19 protein-coding genes are annotated in these 21,802 nt (G+C 56.3%); 7 read left to right on the forward strand and 12 right to left on the reverse strand.

Annotated elements, in window-relative coordinates; genetic code table 11:
* Window positions 1-10: 10 nt before the first annotated feature.
* Window positions 11-1,021: an Ldh family oxidoreductase gene (locus tag GOW92_RS10345; RefSeq protein ID WP_170560501.1), complete on the forward strand. Its 1,011-nt coding sequence runs from the start codon at window positions 11-13 to the stop codon at window positions 1,019-1,021.
* A 23-nt stretch (window positions 1,022-1,044) separates the two neighbouring features.
* On the opposite strand, the gene GOW92_RS10350 is transcribed toward GOW92_RS10345, so the two are convergent.
* A complete protein-coding gene (locus GOW92_RS10350) occupies window positions 1,045-2,076 on the reverse strand; it encodes a LacI family DNA-binding transcriptional regulator (RefSeq protein ID WP_170560502.1) in 1,032 nt (343 codons plus the stop codon).
* Between the two features lie 113 nt (window positions 2,077-2,189).
* Between GOW92_RS10350 and GOW92_RS10355 the strand changes: the two genes are divergently transcribed.
* The 5 genes from GOW92_RS10355 to GOW92_RS10375 are packed head-to-tail and all read left to right on the forward strand — an operon-like array spanning window position 2,190 to window position 8,125.
* Window positions 2,190-3,701, forward strand: a complete 1,512-nt coding sequence (locus GOW92_RS10355; RefSeq protein WP_170560503.1) for a tripartite tricarboxylate transporter permease — start codon at window positions 2,190-2,192, stop codon at window positions 3,699-3,701.
* Window positions 3,698-4,153, forward strand: coding sequence for a tripartite tricarboxylate transporter TctB family protein (locus GOW92_RS10360; RefSeq protein WP_170560504.1), 456 nt, complete (start codon window positions 3,698-3,700; stop codon window positions 4,151-4,153). The genes GOW92_RS10355 and GOW92_RS10360 overlap by 4 nt, the downstream gene beginning before the upstream one ends.
* Before the next feature lie 43 nt (window positions 4,154-4,196).
* Window positions 4,197-5,156: a tripartite tricarboxylate transporter substrate binding protein gene (locus tag GOW92_RS10365; RefSeq protein WP_170560505.1), complete on the forward strand. Its 960-nt coding sequence runs from the start codon at window positions 4,197-4,199 to the stop codon at window positions 5,154-5,156.
* A 54-nt stretch (window positions 5,157-5,210) separates the two neighbouring features.
* Window positions 5,211-6,632: an acylating sulfoacetaldehyde dehydrogenase gene (gene sauS / locus GOW92_RS10370; protein ID WP_170560506.1), complete on the forward strand. Its 1,422-nt coding sequence runs from the start codon at window positions 5,211-5,213 to the stop codon at window positions 6,630-6,632.
* Entirely contained in the window at window positions 6,629-8,125 is a 1,497-nt protein-coding gene (locus GOW92_RS10375) for an AMP-binding protein (RefSeq protein WP_170560507.1), read from the forward strand. Before sauS ends, GOW92_RS10375 begins: the two co-directional genes overlap by 4 nt.
* A 48-nt stretch (window positions 8,126-8,173) precedes the next feature.
* Here GOW92_RS10375 and GOW92_RS10380 read toward each other — a convergent pair whose 3' ends face one another.
* From GOW92_RS10380 to GOW92_RS10415, 8 genes are all read right to left on the reverse strand, one after another.
* The gene (locus tag GOW92_RS10380; RefSeq protein WP_170560509.1) at window positions 8,174-10,198 is read right to left on the reverse strand and encodes a DEAD/DEAH box helicase; all 2,025 of its coding nucleotides are present in this window, start codon (window positions 10,196-10,198) and stop codon (window positions 8,174-8,176) included.
* Window positions 10,199-10,745: 547 nt separating this feature from the next.
* Window positions 10,746-11,519, reverse strand: coding sequence for a hypothetical protein (locus GOW92_RS10385; RefSeq protein WP_170560511.1), 774 nt, complete (start codon window positions 11,517-11,519; stop codon window positions 10,746-10,748).
* A gap of 151 nt (window positions 11,520-11,670) precedes the next feature.
* Entirely contained in the window at window positions 11,671-12,588 is a 918-nt protein-coding gene (locus GOW92_RS10390) for an RDD family protein (RefSeq protein WP_170560513.1), read from the reverse strand.
* Window positions 12,585-13,583, reverse strand: a complete 999-nt coding sequence (locus GOW92_RS10395; RefSeq protein WP_170560514.1) for a stage II sporulation protein M — start codon at window positions 13,581-13,583, stop codon at window positions 12,585-12,587. The genes GOW92_RS10390 and GOW92_RS10395 overlap by 4 nt, the downstream gene beginning before the upstream one ends.
* Entirely contained in the window at window positions 13,583-14,860 is a 1,278-nt protein-coding gene (locus GOW92_RS10400; RefSeq protein ID WP_170560515.1) for a DUF58 domain-containing protein, read from the reverse strand. Before GOW92_RS10400 ends, GOW92_RS10395 begins: the two co-directional genes overlap by 1 nt.
* Window positions 14,861-14,877: 17 nt before the next feature.
* The gene (locus GOW92_RS10405) at window positions 14,878-15,834 is read right to left on the reverse strand and encodes an AAA family ATPase (RefSeq protein ID WP_170560516.1); all 957 of its coding nucleotides are present in this window, start codon (window positions 15,832-15,834) and stop codon (window positions 14,878-14,880) included.
* The gene (locus GOW92_RS10410; RefSeq protein WP_170560517.1) at window positions 15,824-17,140 is read right to left on the reverse strand and encodes a hypothetical protein; all 1,317 of its coding nucleotides are present in this window, start codon (window positions 17,138-17,140) and stop codon (window positions 15,824-15,826) included. The genes GOW92_RS10405 and GOW92_RS10410 overlap by 11 nt, the downstream gene beginning before the upstream one ends.
* Entirely contained in the window at window positions 17,137-17,796 is a 660-nt protein-coding gene (locus GOW92_RS10415; protein WP_254452972.1) for a DUF4129 domain-containing protein, read from the reverse strand. The genes GOW92_RS10410 and GOW92_RS10415 overlap by 4 nt, the downstream gene beginning before the upstream one ends.
* Before the next feature lie 258 nt (window positions 17,797-18,054).
* Here GOW92_RS10415 and GOW92_RS10420 point away from each other — a divergent pair, with 258 nt between their 5' ends.
* Window positions 18,055-18,417, forward strand: a complete 363-nt coding sequence (locus GOW92_RS10420) for a hypothetical protein (RefSeq protein ID WP_170560519.1) — start codon at window positions 18,055-18,057, stop codon at window positions 18,415-18,417.
* Window positions 18,418-18,519: 102 nt separating this feature from the next.
* Here the strand turns inward: GOW92_RS10420 and GOW92_RS10425 are convergent, their stop codons facing one another.
* The 3 genes from GOW92_RS10425 to GOW92_RS10435 all read right to left on the reverse strand — a co-directional run bounded on the left by GOW92_RS10425 (window position 18,520) and on the right by GOW92_RS10435 (window position 21,802).
* Window positions 18,520-18,948, reverse strand: a complete 429-nt coding sequence (locus GOW92_RS10425; RefSeq protein ID WP_170560520.1) for a hypothetical protein — start codon at window positions 18,946-18,948, stop codon at window positions 18,520-18,522.
* An 86-nt stretch (window positions 18,949-19,034) separates the two neighbouring features.
* Window positions 19,035-21,434 carry a DUF1989 domain-containing protein gene (locus GOW92_RS10430; RefSeq protein WP_170560521.1) on the reverse strand — a complete coding sequence of 800 codons (2,400 nt, stop codon included), beginning with the start codon at window positions 21,432-21,434 and terminating at the stop codon, window positions 19,035-19,037.
* Window positions 21,431-21,802 carry a cupin domain-containing protein gene (locus tag GOW92_RS10435; protein ID WP_170560522.1) on the reverse strand — a complete coding sequence of 124 codons (372 nt, stop codon included), beginning with the start codon at window positions 21,800-21,802 and terminating at the stop codon, window positions 21,431-21,433. The genes GOW92_RS10430 and GOW92_RS10435 overlap by 4 nt, the downstream gene beginning before the upstream one ends.

Consider the following 21,802-nt stretch of genomic DNA (forward strand, 5'->3'; position numbering starts at 1 on the left):
AGAGGCCCCTATGATTGAAACCCGCACCCTGTCTCTGGAGCAGATCGAAGATCTCGCCTTCCGTGCGCTTGTCGCCGCAGGAACCTCAGAAGCCAACGCCCGGCCATTGGCCGTTGCGACCGCGGCAACCGAAGCGGATGGTGTCGCAAGCCACGGGCTGGCATACATCCCGATCTATTGCGAGCACGTGCAATGTGGGAAGGTGGACGGCGCGGCCCAACCGGAACTGTCGCGTCCGCGCCCCGGCGCAGTAAACGTAGACGCAGCAACCGGTTTTGCCCATTCCGCAATTGATATGGGTTTTGAGGCCCTTATCCCAGCAGCGCGCGAACAGGGAATCGCGGCATTGTCTATCCGCAACAGCTATAACTGCGGTGTCCTTGGATACCACACATACCGGTTGGCGCAGGCCGGCTTAGTGGGGTTGGGGTTCACAAATGCTCCGGCCTCGATCGCGCCCTCGGGAGGTGCGAAACCTGTCGTCGGAACCAACCCTTTCTCGATCGCGGCACCGGGTGCGGACGGCCAACCCGCTCTGCTGATCGACCAAAGCGCCAGCACGATTGCCAAAAGCGAAGTCATGAAACACGCCCGCGAAGGCAAACCGATCCCGGTTGGCTGGGCTCTGGACGCAGATGGCAATCCGACCACGGACCCCAATGTTGGCCTCAAGGGGTCGATGGCGCCGTCCGGCGGTTACAAAGGTGTCGGTGTTGCCCTGCTAACCGAGGTCCTGGCCGCGGCTTTGACCGGGGCGACCCTTGGCATTAACGCCTCTCCCTTCTCCGGCACCGCTGGCGGACCACCCAAAACCGGGCAGTTCTTCGTCGCAATAGATCCCTCTGCGACCTCTGGTGACGCTTTTGCTTCGGGGATCAGCGAGTTGGTTGGCGCGATCCGTGCTCAGAACGGCGCCCATCTGCCCGGGGATGGACGCGGCAGCAAACGGAGTCAGGCACAGACCGACGGCGTTGCCGTCAATGCGGCCACATTGGATAAGATTGAGGCGATCATCGCCTAACGGCGCAGCTATTCTGCATTAGCCTATGAGGTCGCCAGCAAACGCGTTGTTTGTCTGGCGACACATTCCAATTCACAGCGGATGCTGAAATGTTGGGGATTATCCGACGTAATGAAGTCGGTGAATTTCTCACCTGCCAACGCTCCGATGGTTTCCGCAGGAATGCGGATGGTCGTAAGGCCGGGCTCAACATCCGCTGACCCCTTGAAATCTCCGATACCTATGATCGACAAATCCTCTGGCACGCGCAAACCAAGCTTTTGGGCAGCAAACAGTGCGCCCTGTGCAATGACGTCATTCCCACACAACAATGCCGTAGGTCGTTTTGGCGCCGTCAACAACACCAACGCCGCTTGCTTGGCCTGAGAAACACTGTAGGGCGCCTGAGTTTCATGTTCATCGGGCACTGAAACCCCCTGCTCGCCCAACGCGTCATGCACGGCGGAAAGGCGGTGCTGCGCGCGGTCGTTTCCCTGGGTTTCCGGAAAGATCAATCCGATGTCACGGTGCCCCAGTTCCAACAAATGCGCGGCTGCCAGGCGCCCGGCAAGATGGTTGTCCGCCCCCACACAAGGAAGGGGCGAGTCCTGCGCGTAGTTCCAGATCGCCAACGCTGGTATCTTTTGCTGCTTGATCAACCGGTTGGTGGCATCGGAATGTTCCAACCCAACCAGCGCCACGCCGTCCACGCGGTGTTCAAGAAACTTGCGAACCATCGCGTATTCCCGATCCAGATCATACCCGTGCGATGCCAGCAACAGACTGAACCCCGCCTTGTCGATCGAATCCGAGAAAGCCTGAATAACCTCAGAGAAAATCGCGTGGTTGATTGTGGGCACAACAAGTCCAATTGTCCCTGACCGTTTTCCATGCATTGTTTGGGCGGCGCGGTTGCGGATATAGCCCAGTCGCTGCACTGCCTTGTTGATCTTTTTGCGAGTCGCCGGGTTCACCAGATCGGGATGATTGAAGGTGCGGGAAACCGTCGACGGTGACACCTTTGCAGCCTTTGCGACGGCCACTATGTCCACCTTATCTTTTTGAAAATTAGCCATAATTTCGTCATTCCCGACTGAATTTATGAAAACATTTGCAATACTATTTTCATCCCCTAACCTGATTTGTCAACAAAAGTGAAAGTGCGAACATACGGGTTGGGAGGCCCTGAATGGAATTCATTTACTACTTTGGAGATGTGTTCACGCCGCTATCGTTTTTGCTGCTCTTGGGCGGCACGATCGGAGGGCTAATTCTGGGCGCGACCCCCGGCCTGTCACCAACGATGGCGGTGGCCCTGCTGATCCCGTTCACCTTCCAACTTGAGGCCGCGCAGGGCCTGATCCTGTTGGGGGCGGCTTATACCTCGACGGTGGCCGGTGGGGCCGTCAGCGCTATCCTTCTAAAAATCCCTGGCGCACCGGCGAATATCGCCACCACATTGGATGGCCACACGATGGCTAAACAGGGTCAGGGGGCGCGGGCGTTGCAACTGTCCTTCCTAGCTTCGGCTGTGGGCGGCATTTTCGGCGTTCTTCTGCTGATTTTCCTGACCCCGGTTCTGGCAAAGTGGGCGTTAGCGTTTGGCCCCTCGCACCTGTTCTGGCTGGCTATTCTGGGGGTCACGGTGATCGGGACGCTGGATTCCGCTTCAGTGGTCAAAGGGTTGTTGTCCGGCTGTATCGGGTTGTGGCTGGCCACAATTGGGTTCGACGACATCATGGGTGCACAACGCTTTATCTTTCACCCCGCATTGGGCGGCGGCATCAACATCATTGCCGCGTTGATTGGTCTGTTTGCAATCCCGCAGGTCCTGACCATGTTCGCCAAAGGCCGCCACAACACCGGTGCCGAAGTGATCGAAGTCCAACGCCATTCAATCATGGCGGCGTTCAAGGAACTGTTCAGTCGCACCCGTGCGCTGAGTATCGGGACGCTGACGGGCTCGATCATCGGCCTGATCCCTGGCGTCGGAGGACAGATAGCTGGCCTTGTCGCCTATGATCAAACAAAGAAGTTTTCATCGGAAAAGGATAAGTTCGGCACCGGGCATTCCGAGGGCGTAATCGCCGCGGAATCTGCCAACAACGCAATGGTTGGCCCATCGCTTGTGCCCCTGCTGACGCTATCCATACCCGGCAGCCCAACCGCGGCTGTGTTGTTGGGCGGGTTGCTGATCCACGGAATTTTCCCGGGTTCGGACCTTTTCGACAATCACCCCGATGTCGCCTGGACCTTCATTAACTCCATGCTGATCGGGCAGGTGCTGATGTGTATCTTCGGCCTTTACGTTGCGGGTCTTGCGGCGCGAGTCGCACAGGTTCCTCAATCTGTCATGGCCGCAATCGTTCTGGCGCTTTCGGTTTTCGGCGCTTATTCGGTCCAAGGTTCAATGGGCGATGTCTATGTCATGGCGTGCCTCGGCATCGGCATGTTCTTCCTAGAGCGCTTTGGCTTCTCGGCTGCGCCGCTGGTGCTTGGCCTGATCCTTGGCCCCATCGCCGAAGCCAACTTTATCCAGGGCGGAATGATCGCTGACGCGACCGTGGGCAAGGCGTCGTACTTCATGACCGGTGGATTGAACTTGTTCCTGATCGCGGTAGTACTGGCCTCAATCGCCTACTCGGTCTGGATGGAGCTGCGCAGCCGGCGCTACACCACTAAAGAGGAGGCGCAGGCATGAACCGGTCGCAACATATATTCGGGTCAGGCCTGGTCTTCGCAGTTGGTCTTTGGGTCACATGGGTCAGCTACACGCAGCAACCCGCTGAGGCTTTCCTGTTTCCGCGCCTTATTGCAACAGTCTTTGTAGTGTTGGCCGGATGGACCTTTGGCAAAGCGGTCATGGGACTATCCAAGGTCGGCAATGGCGTGACGCGAACAATGTTCGTGAACATGCTGCCCGGTCTGATCATCATGCTGATCTATGTGTTCTGGGCGGCAAAAACGCTGGGGTTCTACACCGCGACGACCATCGCATTTTTCATCCTGCTGTCGATCTATGACCCCGCCCCCCATTCCGAGGTCAAAACCTGGGTCAAACGCGGGACCATTACCGTGGTCTTTGTTGCGGTGATGTACGGGCTCTTTGCCATGCTTTTGAACGTCTACACACCAAGAGAAATTCTGTTCTGACCGCATGGGAAGCGGGTGAACTTAATCAGGGAGGAAACGCAAAATGAAACGATTTATAGCAGGGGCAGCTCTGGCGCTGGCGGGCCTGACTGGCGCGGCAATAGCCGAAGAATATCCCGAACGACCGCTGATGATGATGGTCAGCTATGGCGCCGGTGGGGCGACCGACTTTCAGGCGCGGATCGTCACCATGACCGCCGGGAATGAGGATGCGCTGGGAATGCCGATTGCCATCATCAACAAACCTGGTGCCGGCGGGCGCGTCGGTTGGAACTGGTTCGCCACACAAGCTGACCCCGACGGATACACACTGGCCGCGTACAACGTGCCCCACTTCATCGCTCAGTCGATCAAGGGTGGTGTCGAGTATTCGGCGGACAGCTTTGAACCCATCGCAAACTGGGGTGCAGATCCGGCTGTGTTCGTGGTTGGTGCCGACAGCGAGTTCAACTCGATGGACGATGTCGTGGCCTTTGCCAAAGAGAACCCCGGCAAGCTGACCGTATCTGGCGCAGGTCTGTTTGTGGGCCACCACATTGCCGCGCTGCAGATCGACAAGGCCGCCGGAACCAAGATGGCCTATATCCCGACCAAAGGCGGTGGAGCAGCAGCAATGAAGGCCGTCATCGCCGGTGAAGTTATGGGCGGTATCAACAACCTGTCCGATGCGTTCCGTGCGCAAGAGGCGGGCAATGTGAAAATTCTCGGCGTCGCTGATCTGGAACGCAACGCGTTTCTGCCGGATGTTCCTACGATGATGGAACAGGGGCTGGACGTGGACAACTCCTCGGTCAACTTCCGGGGTGTGATGGTGCCCAAGGGAACACCTCCTGAGGTGATCGAGAAACTGGCAGCAACTGTGCCCGAAATGTTCGCCAATTCCCGCGTTGCCAAGAAGATGGAGGCAGGCGGCTCGCCCATGCACATCATGACACGTGAGGAAGTGATCGAGATGTGGGCACAGCGCCAACAGACGCTGAATGAACTGCTTGCCGGTCTCTGAATGACTCCACCGGGGCGGGCTGCGCCTGCCCCGGGCAACCAATCGAGGACAAAAATGAACGCTCCAAACGACATAGCCCCCGAAAGTGCCGAAGTTGACCGGATCGTGGCGCAGGCTCGCAAGGCTCAGGCAGCTTACGAGGCAGCAGGCAGTCAGGCGCTATATGACAAAGCAGCACTGGCAGCGGGTTGGGCGATCATGGAACCCGCACGCAATCAGGCGCTGGCGGAGTTGGCGGTTGAAACCACCGGGCTGGGCAATGTCCCCGACAAGATCACCAAAAACCACCGTAAGACTCTGGGCCTATTGCGCGACATAGCAAGGGCAAAGACACATGGCATCATCAGCGATGACCCCGAAACAGGCATCACTGAAATCGCTCGTGCAATCGGTGTCATCGGCGCAGTGGTCCCTTCGACCAATCCAGCCGCGACCCCGGCCAACAACATCATCAATGCCCTGAAAGGGGGAAACGCGATCGTCGTCGCCCCCTCGCCCAAGGGTGTGGCGTCCTGTGAACTATTGCTACGTTTCATTCACGCCGAATTTGACAAGCTGGGGCTGGACCGGGATCTGGTCCAGATGATTCCAAGGCCAGGATCAAAGGCCAAAACCCAACGGCTGATGGAAACCTCGGATCGGGTGATCTGCACTGGCAGCCAAAACAATGTCCACCGGGCCCAGTCCTGCGGCACACCCGCTGTCGCGGTCGGCGCGGGCAATGTCACTGTGATCGTCGACGAAACTGCCGATCTGGCAGCCGCCGCTACAAAGATCACAGCCTCAAAGTGCTTTGACAATGCAACCTCCTGCTCGTCCGAGAACGCAGTTGTGGTTGTGGACGCCGTCTACGACGATTTTGTTGCGGCAATGGCAGCAGAAGGCGGCGCTCTGGTGCCTGCATCCGATGCCGATGGCATCATAGCGCGTCTTTGGCCGGACGGGCACCTCAACCGATCAGCTATCGCGCAGGATGCCGACAAGATGCTTGAGGCATTGGGGATGGAAGGAAAAGTCCCCGAAGGTACGAAATTTCTGGCAGTAGAAACCGACGGAATCGGCCCTGATCACCCCCTGTCCGGAGAGAAGCTGAGCCGTGTTCTGGCGCTTTACCGGGCCTCGGACTATGCCGCCGCGAAAGCCACCGCAGGGCGCGTTCTGGCCCATCAAGGTGCCGGACATTCGGTCGGTATCCACACCAGCGACGACGGGCGCGCCGTTGAGCTGGGACGCGAGCTACCCACCTGCCGGGTGATCGTCAATCAGGCGCATACCTTTGCCACCGGTGGTAGCTTCAATAATGGGATGCCCTTTTCTCTTTCGATGGGATGCGGCAGCTGGGGCGGAAACTCCATTGATACTAATCTGCACTGGCGGCACTTCGTCCAAACCACCAAAATTGTGCGTGAAATACCCCCCCGCGAACCCGCGCTCGAAGATGTATTCGGCGCGTATTGGAGGGAGGCCGGCCAATGATGGAACCGCCAAAGGGAACGGTCCGCGACTGGCTGGACCTAAGGGCCGATCAGGGCGGAACCGGGTTCGTTTTTCCCGATGGCACTCAGGATTTGAACTGGGCGGAGCTGCGCAACTCGGCCCGAAACGTGGCAAGCATGTTGACCCGCCTAGGCGTGCAGAAAGGCGAAAGCGTCGCACTCGTCTATCCCAATTGCCGCGAGGCGCTGATCGCTTTGTTCGGCGTTCTCTACGGTGGGTTCCGGGCGACTATGATCAATCTTGTCGCGGGCGACAGTGCCGTGGCCTACGCCCTCGAACACAGCGGCGCGCGATTTGCATTCGTGCACCCGGATCAAGCGGAATTATTTAACCGAACAGCCGATTCCGCCGTAACTACGCCTTTACAGATCGAAGAAGCTGATAACGCGGATACCGAGCTTTATGATCTGGCGCCCGCAGACCATGCCCTGCTTATGTACACCTCGGGCACAACCGGTCGGCCCAAAGGTGTCGTTCATACGCATTCCAGCCTTTTGGCGGGCGGCTGGACCACCGCTGTCGCGCATGAACTGACAGATTCGGATCGCGGTTTCTGCGTCTTGCCGATCTACCACATCAACGGGCTTTGCGTGACGGTGATGGGAACCCTCGTCTCTGGCGGCTCCCTGGCCATGTGCGAACGGTTTTCGACCAGCCGGTTCTGGGACAATCTTGGTAAAACTCAGGCAACATGGTTTTCGGTTGTCCCGACCATCATCTCTCATCTGCTGCAATCTGACACCAACCCGGATGCCCAAACCCGCCATAGGTTGCGGTTTGGGCGGTCTGCCTCATCCGCGCTGGCACCCGATGTACAACGCGCATTTGAAGAGAGGTTCGAGGTTCCCATCGTCGAAACCATGGGGCTTACGGAAACCGCGGCACAGATCCTGTCGAACCCGCTTCCACCGGGCGTGCGCAAGATCGGCTCGCCCGGTGTTGCATTCGGAAATGACGCGGCAATTCTGGACGCAAGCCAACAGCCTGTCCCGCACGGAACCGAAGGTGAGTTGGTCATACGCGGACCAAATGTGATGCTTGAATACCTCAAAGACGCCGATGCGACCGCAGGCACTTTCACAACCGATGGTTGGCTACGCACCGGTGATTTGGCGCGTATGGACGAGGATGGATACGTCTATGTCACCGGCCGCTTGAAAGAACTGATCATAAAGGGCGGCGAAAACATCGCCCCGCGTGAGATTGACGAGGCGCTGTATTCCCATCCCGATGTTGTCGAAGCTGCAGCTTTCGCGCGTCCCTGCCTCAGCTATGGTGAAACCGTTGAGGCCGCTGTCAAAATCCGGGATGGTTCCGAGCTGACATCACTGACTCTGTTGGAGATTTGTGAAACCAAGCTGGGTCGGTTCAAATCCCCTGACGAGGTTCACATTCTGCAGGACCTGCCGAAGGGGCCTTCGGGCAAGATACAGCGCAACCGGATACTCGAAATCGTTGACGATCAAGACTGAGCGTCAGCGGGGCTGGACCGCTGACGCCGACCCGGACCACCAAAGGCGCTAGGTCTTGCGGCGTTTCGGCAGAGCGTCTCCGCCTTTACCCGATTTCGCCGCTGCAGCGCGCGCGCGATTTTTTTTGCTGCTGGGTTTTCCCTTGGGCGGCGGCGGGCCTTTGGTGGCTTTGCCGCCGGGCTTTAAGCTGGCGTCTTTACTTTTGCCTGCAGGCGCTTTGTGGGATTTCTTCTTTGCGCTCGTTGCGGTGAATTTCGCTTCGACCTCGCCCGTTGAACCGGACGCAGACGAGTCCCTGCGCGGTGCCAATCCCTGTTCTTTCGATCGGTTCGGTTTGGAACGGTGTTCCGCCGATTTATGCGGTTTGCGATCTTCGGGCTTGGGTTTCCGTTTACGTGGCGCTGGCGCGTCGTTCCAATCTACGGGGGTGGTGTCCCCTTTGCGCGGACGTGGTTTTCCCTTGGGCGCTCGGTTGGACCTTGGACGTTCAAACGCGGGCACGTCAGGCGCACCATCTAAACGAACAACGTCTTTCGAGCCTTCTATTTTCATATCTGCGCCAACAGCCGCCAGAAAGCCAGCAACGCTAGCTTCGCGGATCTCGACGTAAGACACGTCATCGGCAATCCGGATCGCCCCAATATCGTCTTTGGTCAGGTCACCCGCCTTGCAGATCATCGGCAACAGATGACGCGGCGACGCGTTTTGGTTGCGGCCTTCAGATAGAGAGAACCAAACGCTGGGACCAAAAGCGGCGCGCGGTTTCGGGCGGTCTGCCGTCACCGGGGCTAACTCTTCCGGCGCTGAATGGCGCAATTTGTACTGACGAAGATACGCTGCCGCGATTTGTTCGGCGGTAAATTCCCCAACCAGATGCTGAACCGCGGCCCGCTCGCTCTCGGTGATCTCGACCTGCCAGTCATCCGATGCAAACATCCGAGCCTGATCACGTTCGTTCACGTCGTCTGCCGACGGTGCAACACCCCAATCAGCGGTGAGTTTTGCGAATTTCAGAATGCGCTCGGCCTTTTTTCGCGATGATGGCTCTACCACCAAGGCACTTACGCCCTTTCGTCCAGCTCGACCTGTGCGCCCCGAGCGGTGCAAAAGCGTCTCGTGACTATTGGGCAATTCGGCATGGACGACCAAATCCAAGTTTGGCAAATCGATCCCCCGCGCGGCGACATCTGTCGCCACACAAACCCTGGCCCGCCCGTCGCGCATCGACTGCAGCGCATTAGATCGTTCGCTCTGCGTCAACTCACCAGACAGAGCCACCACCGAAAACCCGCGGTTGGAAAGGCGCGTCGTTAGTCGCGACACCATCGCGCGTGTGTTACAGAAAACAATTGCGTTGGGTGCCTCATAATACCGCAACACGTTGATAATAGCGTTATCGCCGTCCCGCGGCGCCACCATCATCGCACGGTATTCGATATCGGCATGTTGTGTTTTCTCACTGACCGTACTCACGCGTTCGGCGTCGCGCTGATAGCGCGTTGCCAGATTTGCAATGGCACGCGGGACGGTGGCCGAGAACAGTAACGTTTGCCGCTCGGCGGGGGTTTCGTCCAAAATGAACTCAAGATCCTCGCGAAACCCAAGGTCCAGCATTTCATCGGCTTCATCCAGCACCACGGCCCGGATCGCGGTCAGATCAATGGAACCGCGCATGATATGATCGCGCAGCCGCCCCGGCGTTGCGACAACAATATGCGCCCCGCGCGCCAGGGCGCGGCGCTCGTCACGCATATCCATGCCACCAACACACGAGGCCAGAAACGCACCAGCATCCGAGTACAGCCAGCTCAGCTCGCGCTTGACCTGCATGGCCAACTCACGCGTCGGCGCAACGACCAAAGCCAACGGCGCGCCAGAAGCCCCGAATGCCTCGTCTTCGCCCAGTAACTGTGGTGCAATCGCCAACCCGAACCCAATTGTCTTTCCTGATCCGGTTTGCGCCGACACCAACATATCGCGTCCTTCCAGACCGGGCTGTGTCACGGCCTGCTGGACTTGTGTCAAAGTATCATAACCCTTACGGGCAAGCGCATCTGCGATGGTCTGTTTCACGGTGGTGTTCTTTGTGTCAGCCGGGGGATGCGAGCCTTGCGGTATTGCAATCAACGCATCTTCCAAGGTTAAAGACCGCCTCTTACCGGGAGTCGCCGCCAATGTATAGGCGTGTCTTTTCCAACGCTCACAGGCACAGTAGTTTTATTAATGGTTTGATCGAACATCCTTCGGGCACGGTTCCAGTGCGCGCTTTCACAACCCCAATATCCTTGGAAAAATTACATTCAATGTGCAGTTTGTTCTAACTTGAGGGTGCCCGTGAGCGGCACGAATTCAATTCTAGAATAGAAATTGACGCAAAAAATAGATTTGCACAAAAGCGATGGTGTTCTGGGCTGAACCTAAATCTGGGAACTTATCTTTGCGTCCCGACCGGCATCGAAGACGTTCGCTGCGAGCGTTTGAATAGGGCAGAAATGCGGGCTGGGGGTCGCAATTAGGCGGTTGTGCCTTTTCTGGATTTGGGCGACCGAAGGCGCAAGTATGTGCCTTCGGCCGTAAAAATGTGATCGCATCCTTTTCGACGTCCCTGATAACTAGGAAGTCAGTCAAACACGGATGCAATCTGATCGACGGTCACCCCTTCTTTGATCTCGCGCAGACGGGCATAAATCAGAGCGATCGAGATACCGGTCAAACCGGCAGAAAGCGCTGCGATAACCGAAAACCCGACCATCATTGCCCAGCTTCCGACTCCAGCCAACAGACCAGCACCAATTCCCGCGAGGAAATTGACGATCCCGGCGCAAATACCAATCAGCAGCAAAGCGCCGAAGATTGGCCAGCGATATCCTTTGGTCAGTGCCGCGCTGCGACCAAGCCCGCCAAACCCGGCCCCCTCGATCACCACGGCTGGCGCAACCACCGAAAAGACTGCGTAAACCCATAGACCGGGAATGATCAGAGCGATCGATGCCAATCCGGCCAGAATACTGCTGATCGTCGTCAGGATTGCGATAGGGACAGCTGCGCGCAACGCTGGCGAAAAATAGCGAGCCAACTGAAGCGGACGCCCGAGTTTGGAATCATATGCCAGTTGCACCAGAAGGGCTGTTGTCAGGGCATAGAATACAATTTGTAGAACAATCGTCATCACCCAGGTCGTCACGTTAGAAGACGTGCTGAAATCGGGTTCTTCTACACCCAAGGCGACATCCGCCCCTACTAACATGCCCGCAATAAGTGAGCTCAAGAACATTGGCACCAGCGCCAACAGGATGACGGATATGAAATTCTTGAAGAGAATCGAAAAACTCTCACCCACGATACTTCCGACGCCCAGAAACTCTCTGTCACCATATTCTGTCGTGCTGGCCATTATGAAACCTCACTATTCTTTTGTGGTATTACTACTGCATGAAAATCGTCTAAAAGTTGTCTGCAGTATCCTTATGACACCCGTAATTGAGTTTGAAAACGGCCACTACAAGTCGATTTTTGGTCAGAAAAAGGGCAGTTGCCAGATTTAATCACGGGCGGTTGTTTTCAGCCGCATAATGTTTGTCTTTGCGACGCTCACCGAACAATTGGCGCTTTTCAAGGTATTCACGCTGCGCATTGTAGAAAGCCCTTAGGAACTTCAACCGCTCCGCCTCGGGCACTTTGTTCGCGTAACTGATCTTTTGGCGGATCTTTTCGACAACGCTTTCTATGGTGGCCCTGTTGCTGTTTGACCGAACCGGCACGGTGTTCTTCTCCTGCGCCCGCAAAAGCTTTTCAAGGGCTTGCAACTCGAATGCGCCATAGTGATCAAGCTGATGAGCGAGAAAGGTGTAACTTTTAGCTGACGCCGTCTCTTTGACCGGCGTCTGAGCCAAATCTGTCAGCAACACTGGGACCGGCAAATGGATCACGTGGGTGCCCGCAATAAGGTCGCCCAGTCTCTGCCTGTGACGATTCAATAGCGGCACAAGCAGCCCGCCCAGAATCCAGGCAAGAGCCACCCCTGTAGCAACTGGAGACTTGTCATCGAGTGTCAGCAGCAGGGTTGCAGGAAGGAAGATCTCGGCCTCCTTCATCAGGTTCCTAAGCACCAGGGCATGGGTGCTCAGCGACTTGCCATCATGTGAAACAACCTTGATCTTCATCAGACGCTTGCCCAAAGTTTGCCCATTCCAGGCCAACTCGGCTATGACGTAATAGGGCACCCTGATTATGAAAAAGAGCAGACTGCCTATGGCGATCAGTGTGCTCGGATCGCCATACCCCACAGAAACAAGCAGAACCAGCACGGCGACGGCGGCGATCAGCGTGATGCCCACATCCGTGATCTGAGCAGCAAGCCGCACCCCCAGCCCCGCTACCTCTAGGTAGAGAGGTATGCCTTCAGGTGGGATCAGCTCACCCACTGATGGCGCCGTTTCACGTTTGCGTCGCCAAAGCCTCATTTCCGTGCCCTACCGCCCAAGGTGAACCAAGCCAGCCAGCATAGTCCCAACCCCCAGCCAATCACGTACCGGGTGCTTTTGTCCTGAATAAGCTGGCGGCCGAACCCTTCGACAAAGGCAGCGACGACCAGCATTAAAGCCGCCACCAGCGCAAGCTTCACCGCATCCCGCCCTGCATGGCGCAAAGCAGCGCGGCGGCTTCGTTGCACCGGAAACAGGATAGCTGCGCCCAGTTGAATGCCGCCGCCACAGGCAATACAGATCGCCGACAGCTCGGTCACACCGTGGATAGACAACCAACCGCCCAGATCGCTGCCCAGTCCGCGCTCTACGTGCAACGCGTAAAACGCCCCTAGCGACAGCCCGTTATAGAAGGTCAACAGGACCGCCGGCACACAAAGGAAAACCCCAAGCCCAAACACAAAGATCGCAATGCGCGTGTTGTGCGAGAAAAGGAACGTGGCAAAGGCCCCAAGTCCCGTGGCGCTGGGATCCTGATCATAAATCACTTGCCGCAGTTCTTGAGTGGTCGATGTGGGTCCGCGACCTCCGGCCAGTTCCGGCGGCATGAACACATGATACCAGGCCGGGTTTTCCAGAAACAGCTGATACCCCGCTAAAACCCCTAGCCCCATGCACAAGAAACCTATCAGGATGAACAACCAGGACCGACGCACTGCAGTCGGCGCCCCACTTGTAAAAAACTTGCGCACAAGCCCGCCGAGACGTTCCTGAGGGGCATAAACCGACAGATACGCGCGCGCAGTCAGTGCCTCAAGATAGTCCAGCAGCGCCTTGTCCAACGAGATTTCGCGTGCAATCGCCAGCGATGTGGTCGCATTTCGGTAAAGCGCGGCCAGATCGCGGGCGGCTGCGAAGTCCATCCGCTGCAATCCCACACGTTCAGCTTGGGCGACCAAGGTTTCTAAATGCTGCCAGTCTGCTTCCCGCTCTTTCCGGAACCGGGCCGAGCGGATGAGGTCGCTTTCCGCCATCAGATCAACTCCCGCGCTTTTATTTCCAGATAGGTCGAGATCAACTTGGCCGTCACCGTATCCGGACGCGCATCCAGCACGGTAACCCCCAACCTCGCCAATCTTTCCAGAACCAGACGACGTTCACTGATGGTCTGGTTTGCCGCCACCAGAGTGGCAACACCATCCAAGTCCTTGGGTGCAGACCCCACCAACGCTTCGACCTCAGGATCACGGATAGTGACGAAAATCAGCAAGTGACGCTTGGCCAGAATGGCGATGTTCTCGACCAGCAATTCTGCCGAGGTCGTGTCGATGAAATCGGTAAAAATAATGATCAGGCTGCGCTTTGGGGTGCGGGCATTCAGTTCAGTCAGCGCCAGCGTATGGTTGGTTTCATGGCCCACATAGTCCAGCTCGCTGGTCCAACTGCGTAGGCGTGCAAAGGTCTGGCGCCCGGCTCGCGGTGCCACAAAGGATCGCGGGCGCACGTCATAGGCGTAGTACCCTACCAGATCGCCGCCGATTGCAGCCGCCCAAGCCACGGCCAAAGCAGATGTAACCGCGTGGTCGATCTTGGGTAAACCGGCAATCTCTTCGCGCATCAGGTAACCGTTATCCAGCGCTACGATGACGTGGTGATTGCGCTCGGCCCTTAACTCTTTGGCCACAAGCCCCCGCCGCTTGGCCGAACGTTTCCAGTCGATTGACTTTACGTCCATGCCTTGCACGAAATCACGAAGCTGGTGAAATTCAGATCCTTCTCCGATGGCGCGGTTTTCCTTCACGCCATAAAGCGTGGACTGCACAGTCGTGGCGATCTCGCCGGACTGGATAAGTCGAATATTGGGCACCACCCGGACCTCTAGCGTGAATTCCAATCGCGGCACGAAATCAAAAAGCTTCAGGCGTGACGACCAATGAAGCCAAAGATGTTCAAACGCCCAGACACCGCGCCGTACACCACGACAGTTAATCTCAGCTGATCCCGTCCCATCCGGGCCGATCATGAACTCGACCTCGGCAGCACCACTCAAACCTTTGGGCCATTTTAGCCGCGCCGTCAGGTCCTTCGGAGCGTTAGGGACATGCAAGTTAAGCACCTGCAATTCGCCGACAAAGATTTCTGGCCGCATGTCGAAATTCAACTGCTTACGACGGCTAAAGGATATCAGCAGATCCGCTGATATTAACAGTGCCAACAGCACCCATGGTGCCAACGCCAGTTCGCGTAGCCCGCCAAAAATTGCGACACTCAGAACCGACAGAACAAGAGCGGCGCAGGCAGCACTGAGCAATCTTGTGGACGGACGTATCAGCGGGGGGCCTCGATCTGGTTGAGGATGTTGTCAAGAACCATAGCAGAGCTCCGGCCTTCAATCTCGGCCGACGCACCCAACACCACTCGATGGCGCAGTGCCGGTACGAAAAGCCGTTTGACATCATCCGGTATTGCGAAATCCCGCCCGTTTAATCCGGCCTGTGCCCGCGTCGCCGCCGCCAATGCATCAGCAGCACGGGTAGAAGCGCCAAAAGCAATTTCAGCGCTTTCCCGTGTTGCCCGAACCAGCCGCAGAATGTAGGCGAGAATATCGTCATCTAGAATGATACTGTCGATCAGCGCCCGGCTTTCCGCGAGAGCAGCTGCATCTAAGGTCTTTGACAGTACATCGGTTTCCATACCGCTTTCGATCGGGGCATTGGCATGCTGGCGCAGGATCGCGATCTCGATCGCTTCGGGAGGGAAGTCGATTTCAAGCTTAAAAAGAAACCGATCCAACTGCGCCTCGGGTAATGGATAGGTGCCTTGTTGCTCGATGGGATTCTGGGTGGCCACGACAATGAACTCGCTGCCCAAAGAATGATCGCTACCATCAATGGTAACCGTGCGTTCGTTCATTGCCTGCAACAGCGCCGCCTGGGTTTTGGGAGGAGCGCGGTTAATCTCATCCGCAAGGAGCACCTGAGTAAAGACTGGACCCCGCGTGAGGACGAAATCATTGGTCTGAAAATTGAAGATCGAGGTGCCCAGTACATCACCGGGCATCAAATCGGGGGTGAATTGGATACGCCCGAATTCCAAGTCCAGTGCTGCGGCAAAACTGCGAGCCAACAGAGTTTTGGCAGTGCCCGGCGGCCCTTCCAGCAGCACATGACCACGCGCAAAAAGCGAGATCAGAAGCAGTTCGACCACATCTTCCTGCCCTAGCACCGTTTTTCCGATCTCCGCACGCAAAGCTTCAGAACGCGCGTGTAATGTTTCAAGTGTCATTCGTTATCTGCTCCAAAAGCGCTTCAAGTTCATCCACATGGCGCATTGCCTCTGCCGCAGGAATCCGATGTGGAAGGTTCCGGATGGTCTTCAACACCGTTTCCAGCTTACGAGAGAGATCCGGATTGTGCCGTGCTACATAATCCAAAAAGACCTTTGGTTCGGCATAGTGATGGGCAAGCGCCGGGCCAAACAAGGCTGATGCTGAGGCCGCCAGCCGTGCCTTTGCGTATTCGCCGGTCAAAGCTCCGTCTTGATCTGACAGCCGCATTAGGCGCGCCCGCGCGCGCACTGCCAGCGACTTTGCGCTTGTATCGTCGTCATCCTCGGCCTGCACCGGGCCATAGCGTTGCCATGAACGCCAGATAAACAGCGCCAACGCCAGGACCCCACCCAGCCACAGCATCAGGAATGGCGGTCCAAAAAACTGCTTCAGATCCGTCCAGCTGCGTTCATAGCGCACGCTCTCCGCGGGGTCCGATAGCCAGACTTCACGGCTGTAGTCGATCATCACGTTGCGTTCTGCCGCAAGAGAACTCAGGAGATTGTGCGCGATAGCTGCATTGTCGCCAATGCGCAGCCCATGATTGTTCAGCAAATCCGGGTCCGACAGCACCAGCACTCGCGCGTCGCTGCCACCTCTCGCCAGCGGGCACTCGGCCAGAAGCATAGCGTCTGAGTTGCCAATCAGCGGAGAACAGTCGGCGTTGGTGAATAGTTGTGCCGCATAGATTTGAGCGGAATGCCGGACGTCTTCGGCGTCAAAATAATCGAAATCCGTGAAAGGCGCGCGCGCGTATTCGATCTGTGCGTCCCTCTGTCCGGTCAACTGTTTTAGCACGGTTTCAATCTGCTGCTGCCGGCTTAGCAAAACCGGATGTGCCCGGCCGGTCAGCCGCATCCCGCTGCGCCATTTCGGCAGGATCAGAAGTGTCGGTACCCGGACAGCCTTTTCCAATACAGCGTCGAGCCGCAGATCGTATTCATCCTGCTGTAACAGCAGTTCCTCTTTAGTGCGCGGATGAACTCGGTCTTCGTCCAAGGAAGTGTCGAATAGCGGCAGCACCAGCAGGCCAACGGTTTCCTGATCGACCTGCCACCCACCCAGAAAACTCTGCGCGCTTACCTCATTTGAATTTAGCCAGATCCGCAGCCCGTCAAACCCCGACGGAGAACTTCTCAGAACCTGCTGGCGTTGGGATATGACGTAAAAGACAGTAAACAGCAGCAGCGCCACGAAACCCAAAATAATCAGGGTCTCACTCCTGAAGCCACGTTGTGTTTCTTCGGTGGCCGAATGCGTCATTCGGGCATCTCAGTCAACAGCGGGCGGATCTCGGCAACATGGGCCTGGAAATCTTCCTCACTTACATCACGCCCTCCGAAATGCACCCTTTCGCTTGCCAGAACAAGATTGCGCAGCGCACTGAGGTAATTTTGGTCCTTTGGAAGATGACGTAATGCGTCGCGCGCGGTCCAGCTGCGCTGCAGCAGCACGCCATTGGCCTTAATCGCTGCACTCAGGGCGGCTTGCGCCAACTGGATCAAAGCTTCGCGTCGATCCCCGATGCGCAGGATCAAATTCAAGTTGCCCGGACTTGACGGCGTCGTTGTCGCGGCATGCGGTGACCGTCCCCCACGCTCGCTTTCCGTATTCTCGCCTTCGCGCCCCAGTGTAACGGCAAAGCCGCTACCGTAGCGGACAAAAACAAAGGCGATTGCCATGAGGATCGCGGCGGAAATCAGCATTGTCGGAAAATTCACACCGCCTTTTGTTGACCATCTATTTGTCTCAGACGGCGGACGAGGTTCCTGTGTCGTCTGCATCGGTGGCGGTGGTCTTGAGGGGTCATAGTAAGCTACGTCTGAATCGACACTGCTTATTCTTATCGCTTTCAGATAGGCTTCGCCGCTTTCGCCGATCTCAACGGGATTTTCGGTAGCCTCTAGAGCAACTGTCATGTGAGGCACTAGTAAAAAGCTGGTTAAGTAAATCAATCGCAGGCAACGGCTCATGGGCTTATCGATAGTAGAATGCCTGTCGGCACGCAATCTTAAGTTGTTAACTGATCTCTTTTGGTTCTGGCGCGATGTTCTCGAAGAAGAGATAAGCGATTCAACGAAGCGATAAGATACGACACCTGGCTTTGTTATTGACGTCACACGACGAAGATACGAGCAGGACTTAGTTTAGTCAGGTTTCCCAAATTATTCCCGCCTATGAATTGGTTTGTGTTTAAAGCTCATCGCCTTTTGCCCAGGTTTGTCATCGCGATCACTGTATTCACAGTCGCCCTGTCGGTGTCATTTTTGGTGCAGCAACTTGATGGGAACATCAGTTCTGATCTGGGCAACCTTCTATTTTTGACCACTGCCGGTTTGATCGCCACCCTCGCATTTTTAAGCGTGCCGGGACGGAACGACATAGTTGTCGCGCCCTTTAAGGCACGCCATATCTTAATTCAGGTTGGAGTATCTCTGTGCGGCGCTTTCATGATCACTTTGACCGGGCTGACAAGTATTGCCCTGATGCTAGCGCCCAAAAAAGAAGTCAAAGATGAAGTGTCTGAGGTATTCGCCTAGTGTTCTCTATGGCCATGGACCCCGCCGTGAATAGCAGGCATTGGCTGCATATTCTAAAATTTCCCTTTTTTACATTGCCTTACGCGAAAATAACCAAGGCAATCAGGACCCGAATTCGGCGCTTAAAAAAACCAAAGTGCGGTTCAGCTGACTTTTGTCTTTTTTAGCAACTCGATAAACTTCATCTGCATGGATTAGTTCAAACAACATGTAACTATCCGGATGGTTGACAGGCGTGTCGCTGGGCAGTTGGTCACCACCTTTGCAATGTGTGACTTCGCCCGACAACTCGTCAAAGGCCGCTAAGGCGGCAACGTCCCGGAAGGGAAATTGCCAATAACAGGAAACGCCTTTGGAGTTGTTCAGGCCAACAAAGGTTTCGCAATTTGCGCCTTCGGACTCGGCACCTGTAGTTAGGTAATCTTCAAGCATGGAAACCCGGGTGCATTCGTCCGTGAAACCAATAGTTGGTGCAAGCGCCGTGGTCATCGCCACTAAAGATCCAGCAATAAACGCTGCCGCGCTATTCATCGGTTCACCCGCAGTTGGTTATTCGAACAGGTATTCGACATTTGGCGCGATTTGCCGATGTAGTCCCCAAGTAAATGGTCAGTACTTCACTCAGCTGCATCTGGGACATTTGTTTCATGGTAGATGCCCTTCACGCGCTCTTTTGTCGGATCAAAATGAGGGAACGGCACGATTTTGGCTTTCAGCCGCTTTTGCTGCCCATCCAACTGACCGATTTCGATATCACCGCCGTCGATAGCGTGCGTAGTCGCAACCCGACCCAAAGCGATAACTTTGCCCAGAACAGGCGATTTCATCGCACTTGTGATTTCACCAACCTGCGCCTTTCCGATACGCACACAATCGCCCGGCGATGGAATTGTTCCGCCCTCGACCTCAAAACCAACCAGCTTGCGGTGTGGATGAGCCTTGCGTTCTTCAATCGCTGTGCGACCGATGAAATCATCGGTCTTTGATTTCAGCGGAACTGTAAAGCCGATACCAGCCTCGAAAGGATCAGTTTGGTCATCGAATTCCGACCCGGCAAAGATCAAACCACCTTCGATCCGCAACATGTCTAGCGCTGCAAGACCAAGAGGAGTAACTCCATACTCCTGACCAACCTCCCAGACACGATCAAAGATCTCGACCGCGTCATTGGGGTGACAGAAGATCTCATATCCCAACTCGCCAGAGTAACCAGTCCGGGAAATAACCACTGACGTCCCCTGAACACCACCAACCCGAGCAACGGTCAGCCGGAACCACGGCAGTTCTTCGATCGTGGGCTGCTGGGGTGGCGTCCAGAATATCTTTGACAGGATTTCTCGGCTGTGTCGGCCCTGTACTGCAATGTTGTGCAATTGATCAGTCGAATTGCGAACCCAGACGTTCATGTTTCGCTTGAGCGCTTGCTCCTGCAGCCACAAGCCACTGGTGTCATTGCCGCCAATCCAACGGAAATTGGTCTCACCCAGCCGATAGACTGTGCCATCGTCGATCATCCCGCCGTGTTCATAGCACATGGCCGTATAGACGACCTGACCAACGCTTAGTTTCTTCATGTTGCGGGTCACGCAGAGCTGCATCAACTCTTCCGCGTCAGGTCCAACGACCTCGTATTTTCGCAATGGGCTAAGATCCATGACGGCAACCTTGTCCCGGCAGGCCCAGTATTCAGCAATGGCGCCATGATTGGTCATCGTGTTGGGCAGCCAATAGCCGTTGTATTCGACAAAATCACGGGTATGCCGCGCAAAGCAGTCGTGAAATGCTGTTTTCTTGGTTTCTTCCACATCCGCCTCCGCAGATTTTCTGTAGCCGTAGGATCGTTTGAAATCCTCGGTCGCCTTGTAGGTTCGCACCTGAATATCAGTTGGGTTCCAGCCATTTGCTGGGTCAATGTCGCATGGACAACCGGTACTGACGCAGACCAAATCGGTAAGCGCCCGCAGCAGGACGAAATCGCCCGGTCGCGACCACGGATCGTCCATTCCAATAGCGTTGGTTTCATCCAGCATCGTGTTGAAAAAGAAATTGATCGCAGGCCAACCACCGCGCGGCTTGATGCCATACTGGTCCAGATCCTTGTTTATATTGTCCGAGCAATTCACATGGCCCGGATAACCAAGATCTTCGTAATATCGCGCGGTGCAGGCGAGACCGAAGGTGTCGTGACGCCCGCACGTATCCTGCACGATCTCGACCAGAGGTTCCTGATCTACCGACCAGTATTTCGAGAATATGCCCGGTTGCGGATAGAGGCTGCCCATCAGGCTGCGTGTTGTGGTCGGGTCGATCTCGCGCTCGATCCCCTGATCCAGTGCGCGGCGGCTGAACGCCTGAAAATCCGAGCACTCGCGGCCACGGACATCCACGATCTGAATGAACTCTCCGGCCTTGACCTCGTAAGACTTCGCGTTGCCCGGCTGGATATTGATATCCTTTAGCGGATCGGCCAGCGGATCAGGCGGACGCACATCGGGTTTTTCCAGACCGGGCGCCGAACGTTGAATGTACAGGATGATATCTGTGGGTGGGTTGTTGCCTTCTGGGCGCATTGCCTCACCCGGTGCGGCGACGATCAGAAGACCATCATTTTCAGCAACGAAATGCACCATGTCACCGGGGCGCGATCCGTCCGTAAAGGCCCGGATTGCATCGCCATTTCCAATATCGAACCCGGCAACTTCTAAGGCGCGCAGCACTTTCTTGCCGGAAGGCGACCCGTTTGCCAGCGTCGCTATCAAACCCTCGGGACGCCCATGGCCCACCGCACCCAGCATAGCTGCATCAGAACTTCGGTCAGGGGCAAAGAAGACCATTTCGGCCGGTTGCATTCCATCTCGATCCAGCAGCGTGATTGTATCCCCTTTGGACACCGGAACAGCGCGCGACCCCATTCCGGGGACCGGGTGACGTTCCGTTCCGTGCGGCAGGATCGGAAGGCCGGGGGCCAGAACGCCGCTTCGTTCGAACGGAACTTCGAATACCGGTTTCACATTCATAATGCACCTTCCTGAATGGATTCCGTTGCACCTCGATGCGTGACCACCAAAAGGCATCCCGCGTCGGTTCGCGAATAGTGGCTTGACCCGGCTGTCAGGCTGACGAAATCCCCGCTGCGGTAGCGAAACCCATCGTGATCAGTCAGATCGCCTTCAAGCACAAAGAACTCTTCCGGCCCGTGATGAATATGCGGATTTGAACGGGTACCCGGAGCCATTTTCATCAGATAGCTTCCTTGCCCGGTTTCCTTATCAAAGCTGACATTCTTCCACCAGACCTGTTCATCAGGCAGGCCTTCCATCCGCATCGGCACAAATTCGGGGTCGTCGAAACGGGCAACGGTGCGCGTGTTGTGACGCTTAGTCAT

The organism is Ruegeria atlantica (assembly GCF_013032505.1).
GTDB classification, from domain to species: domain Bacteria; phylum Pseudomonadota; class Alphaproteobacteria; order Rhodobacterales; family Rhodobacteraceae; genus Ruegeria; species Ruegeria atlantica_F.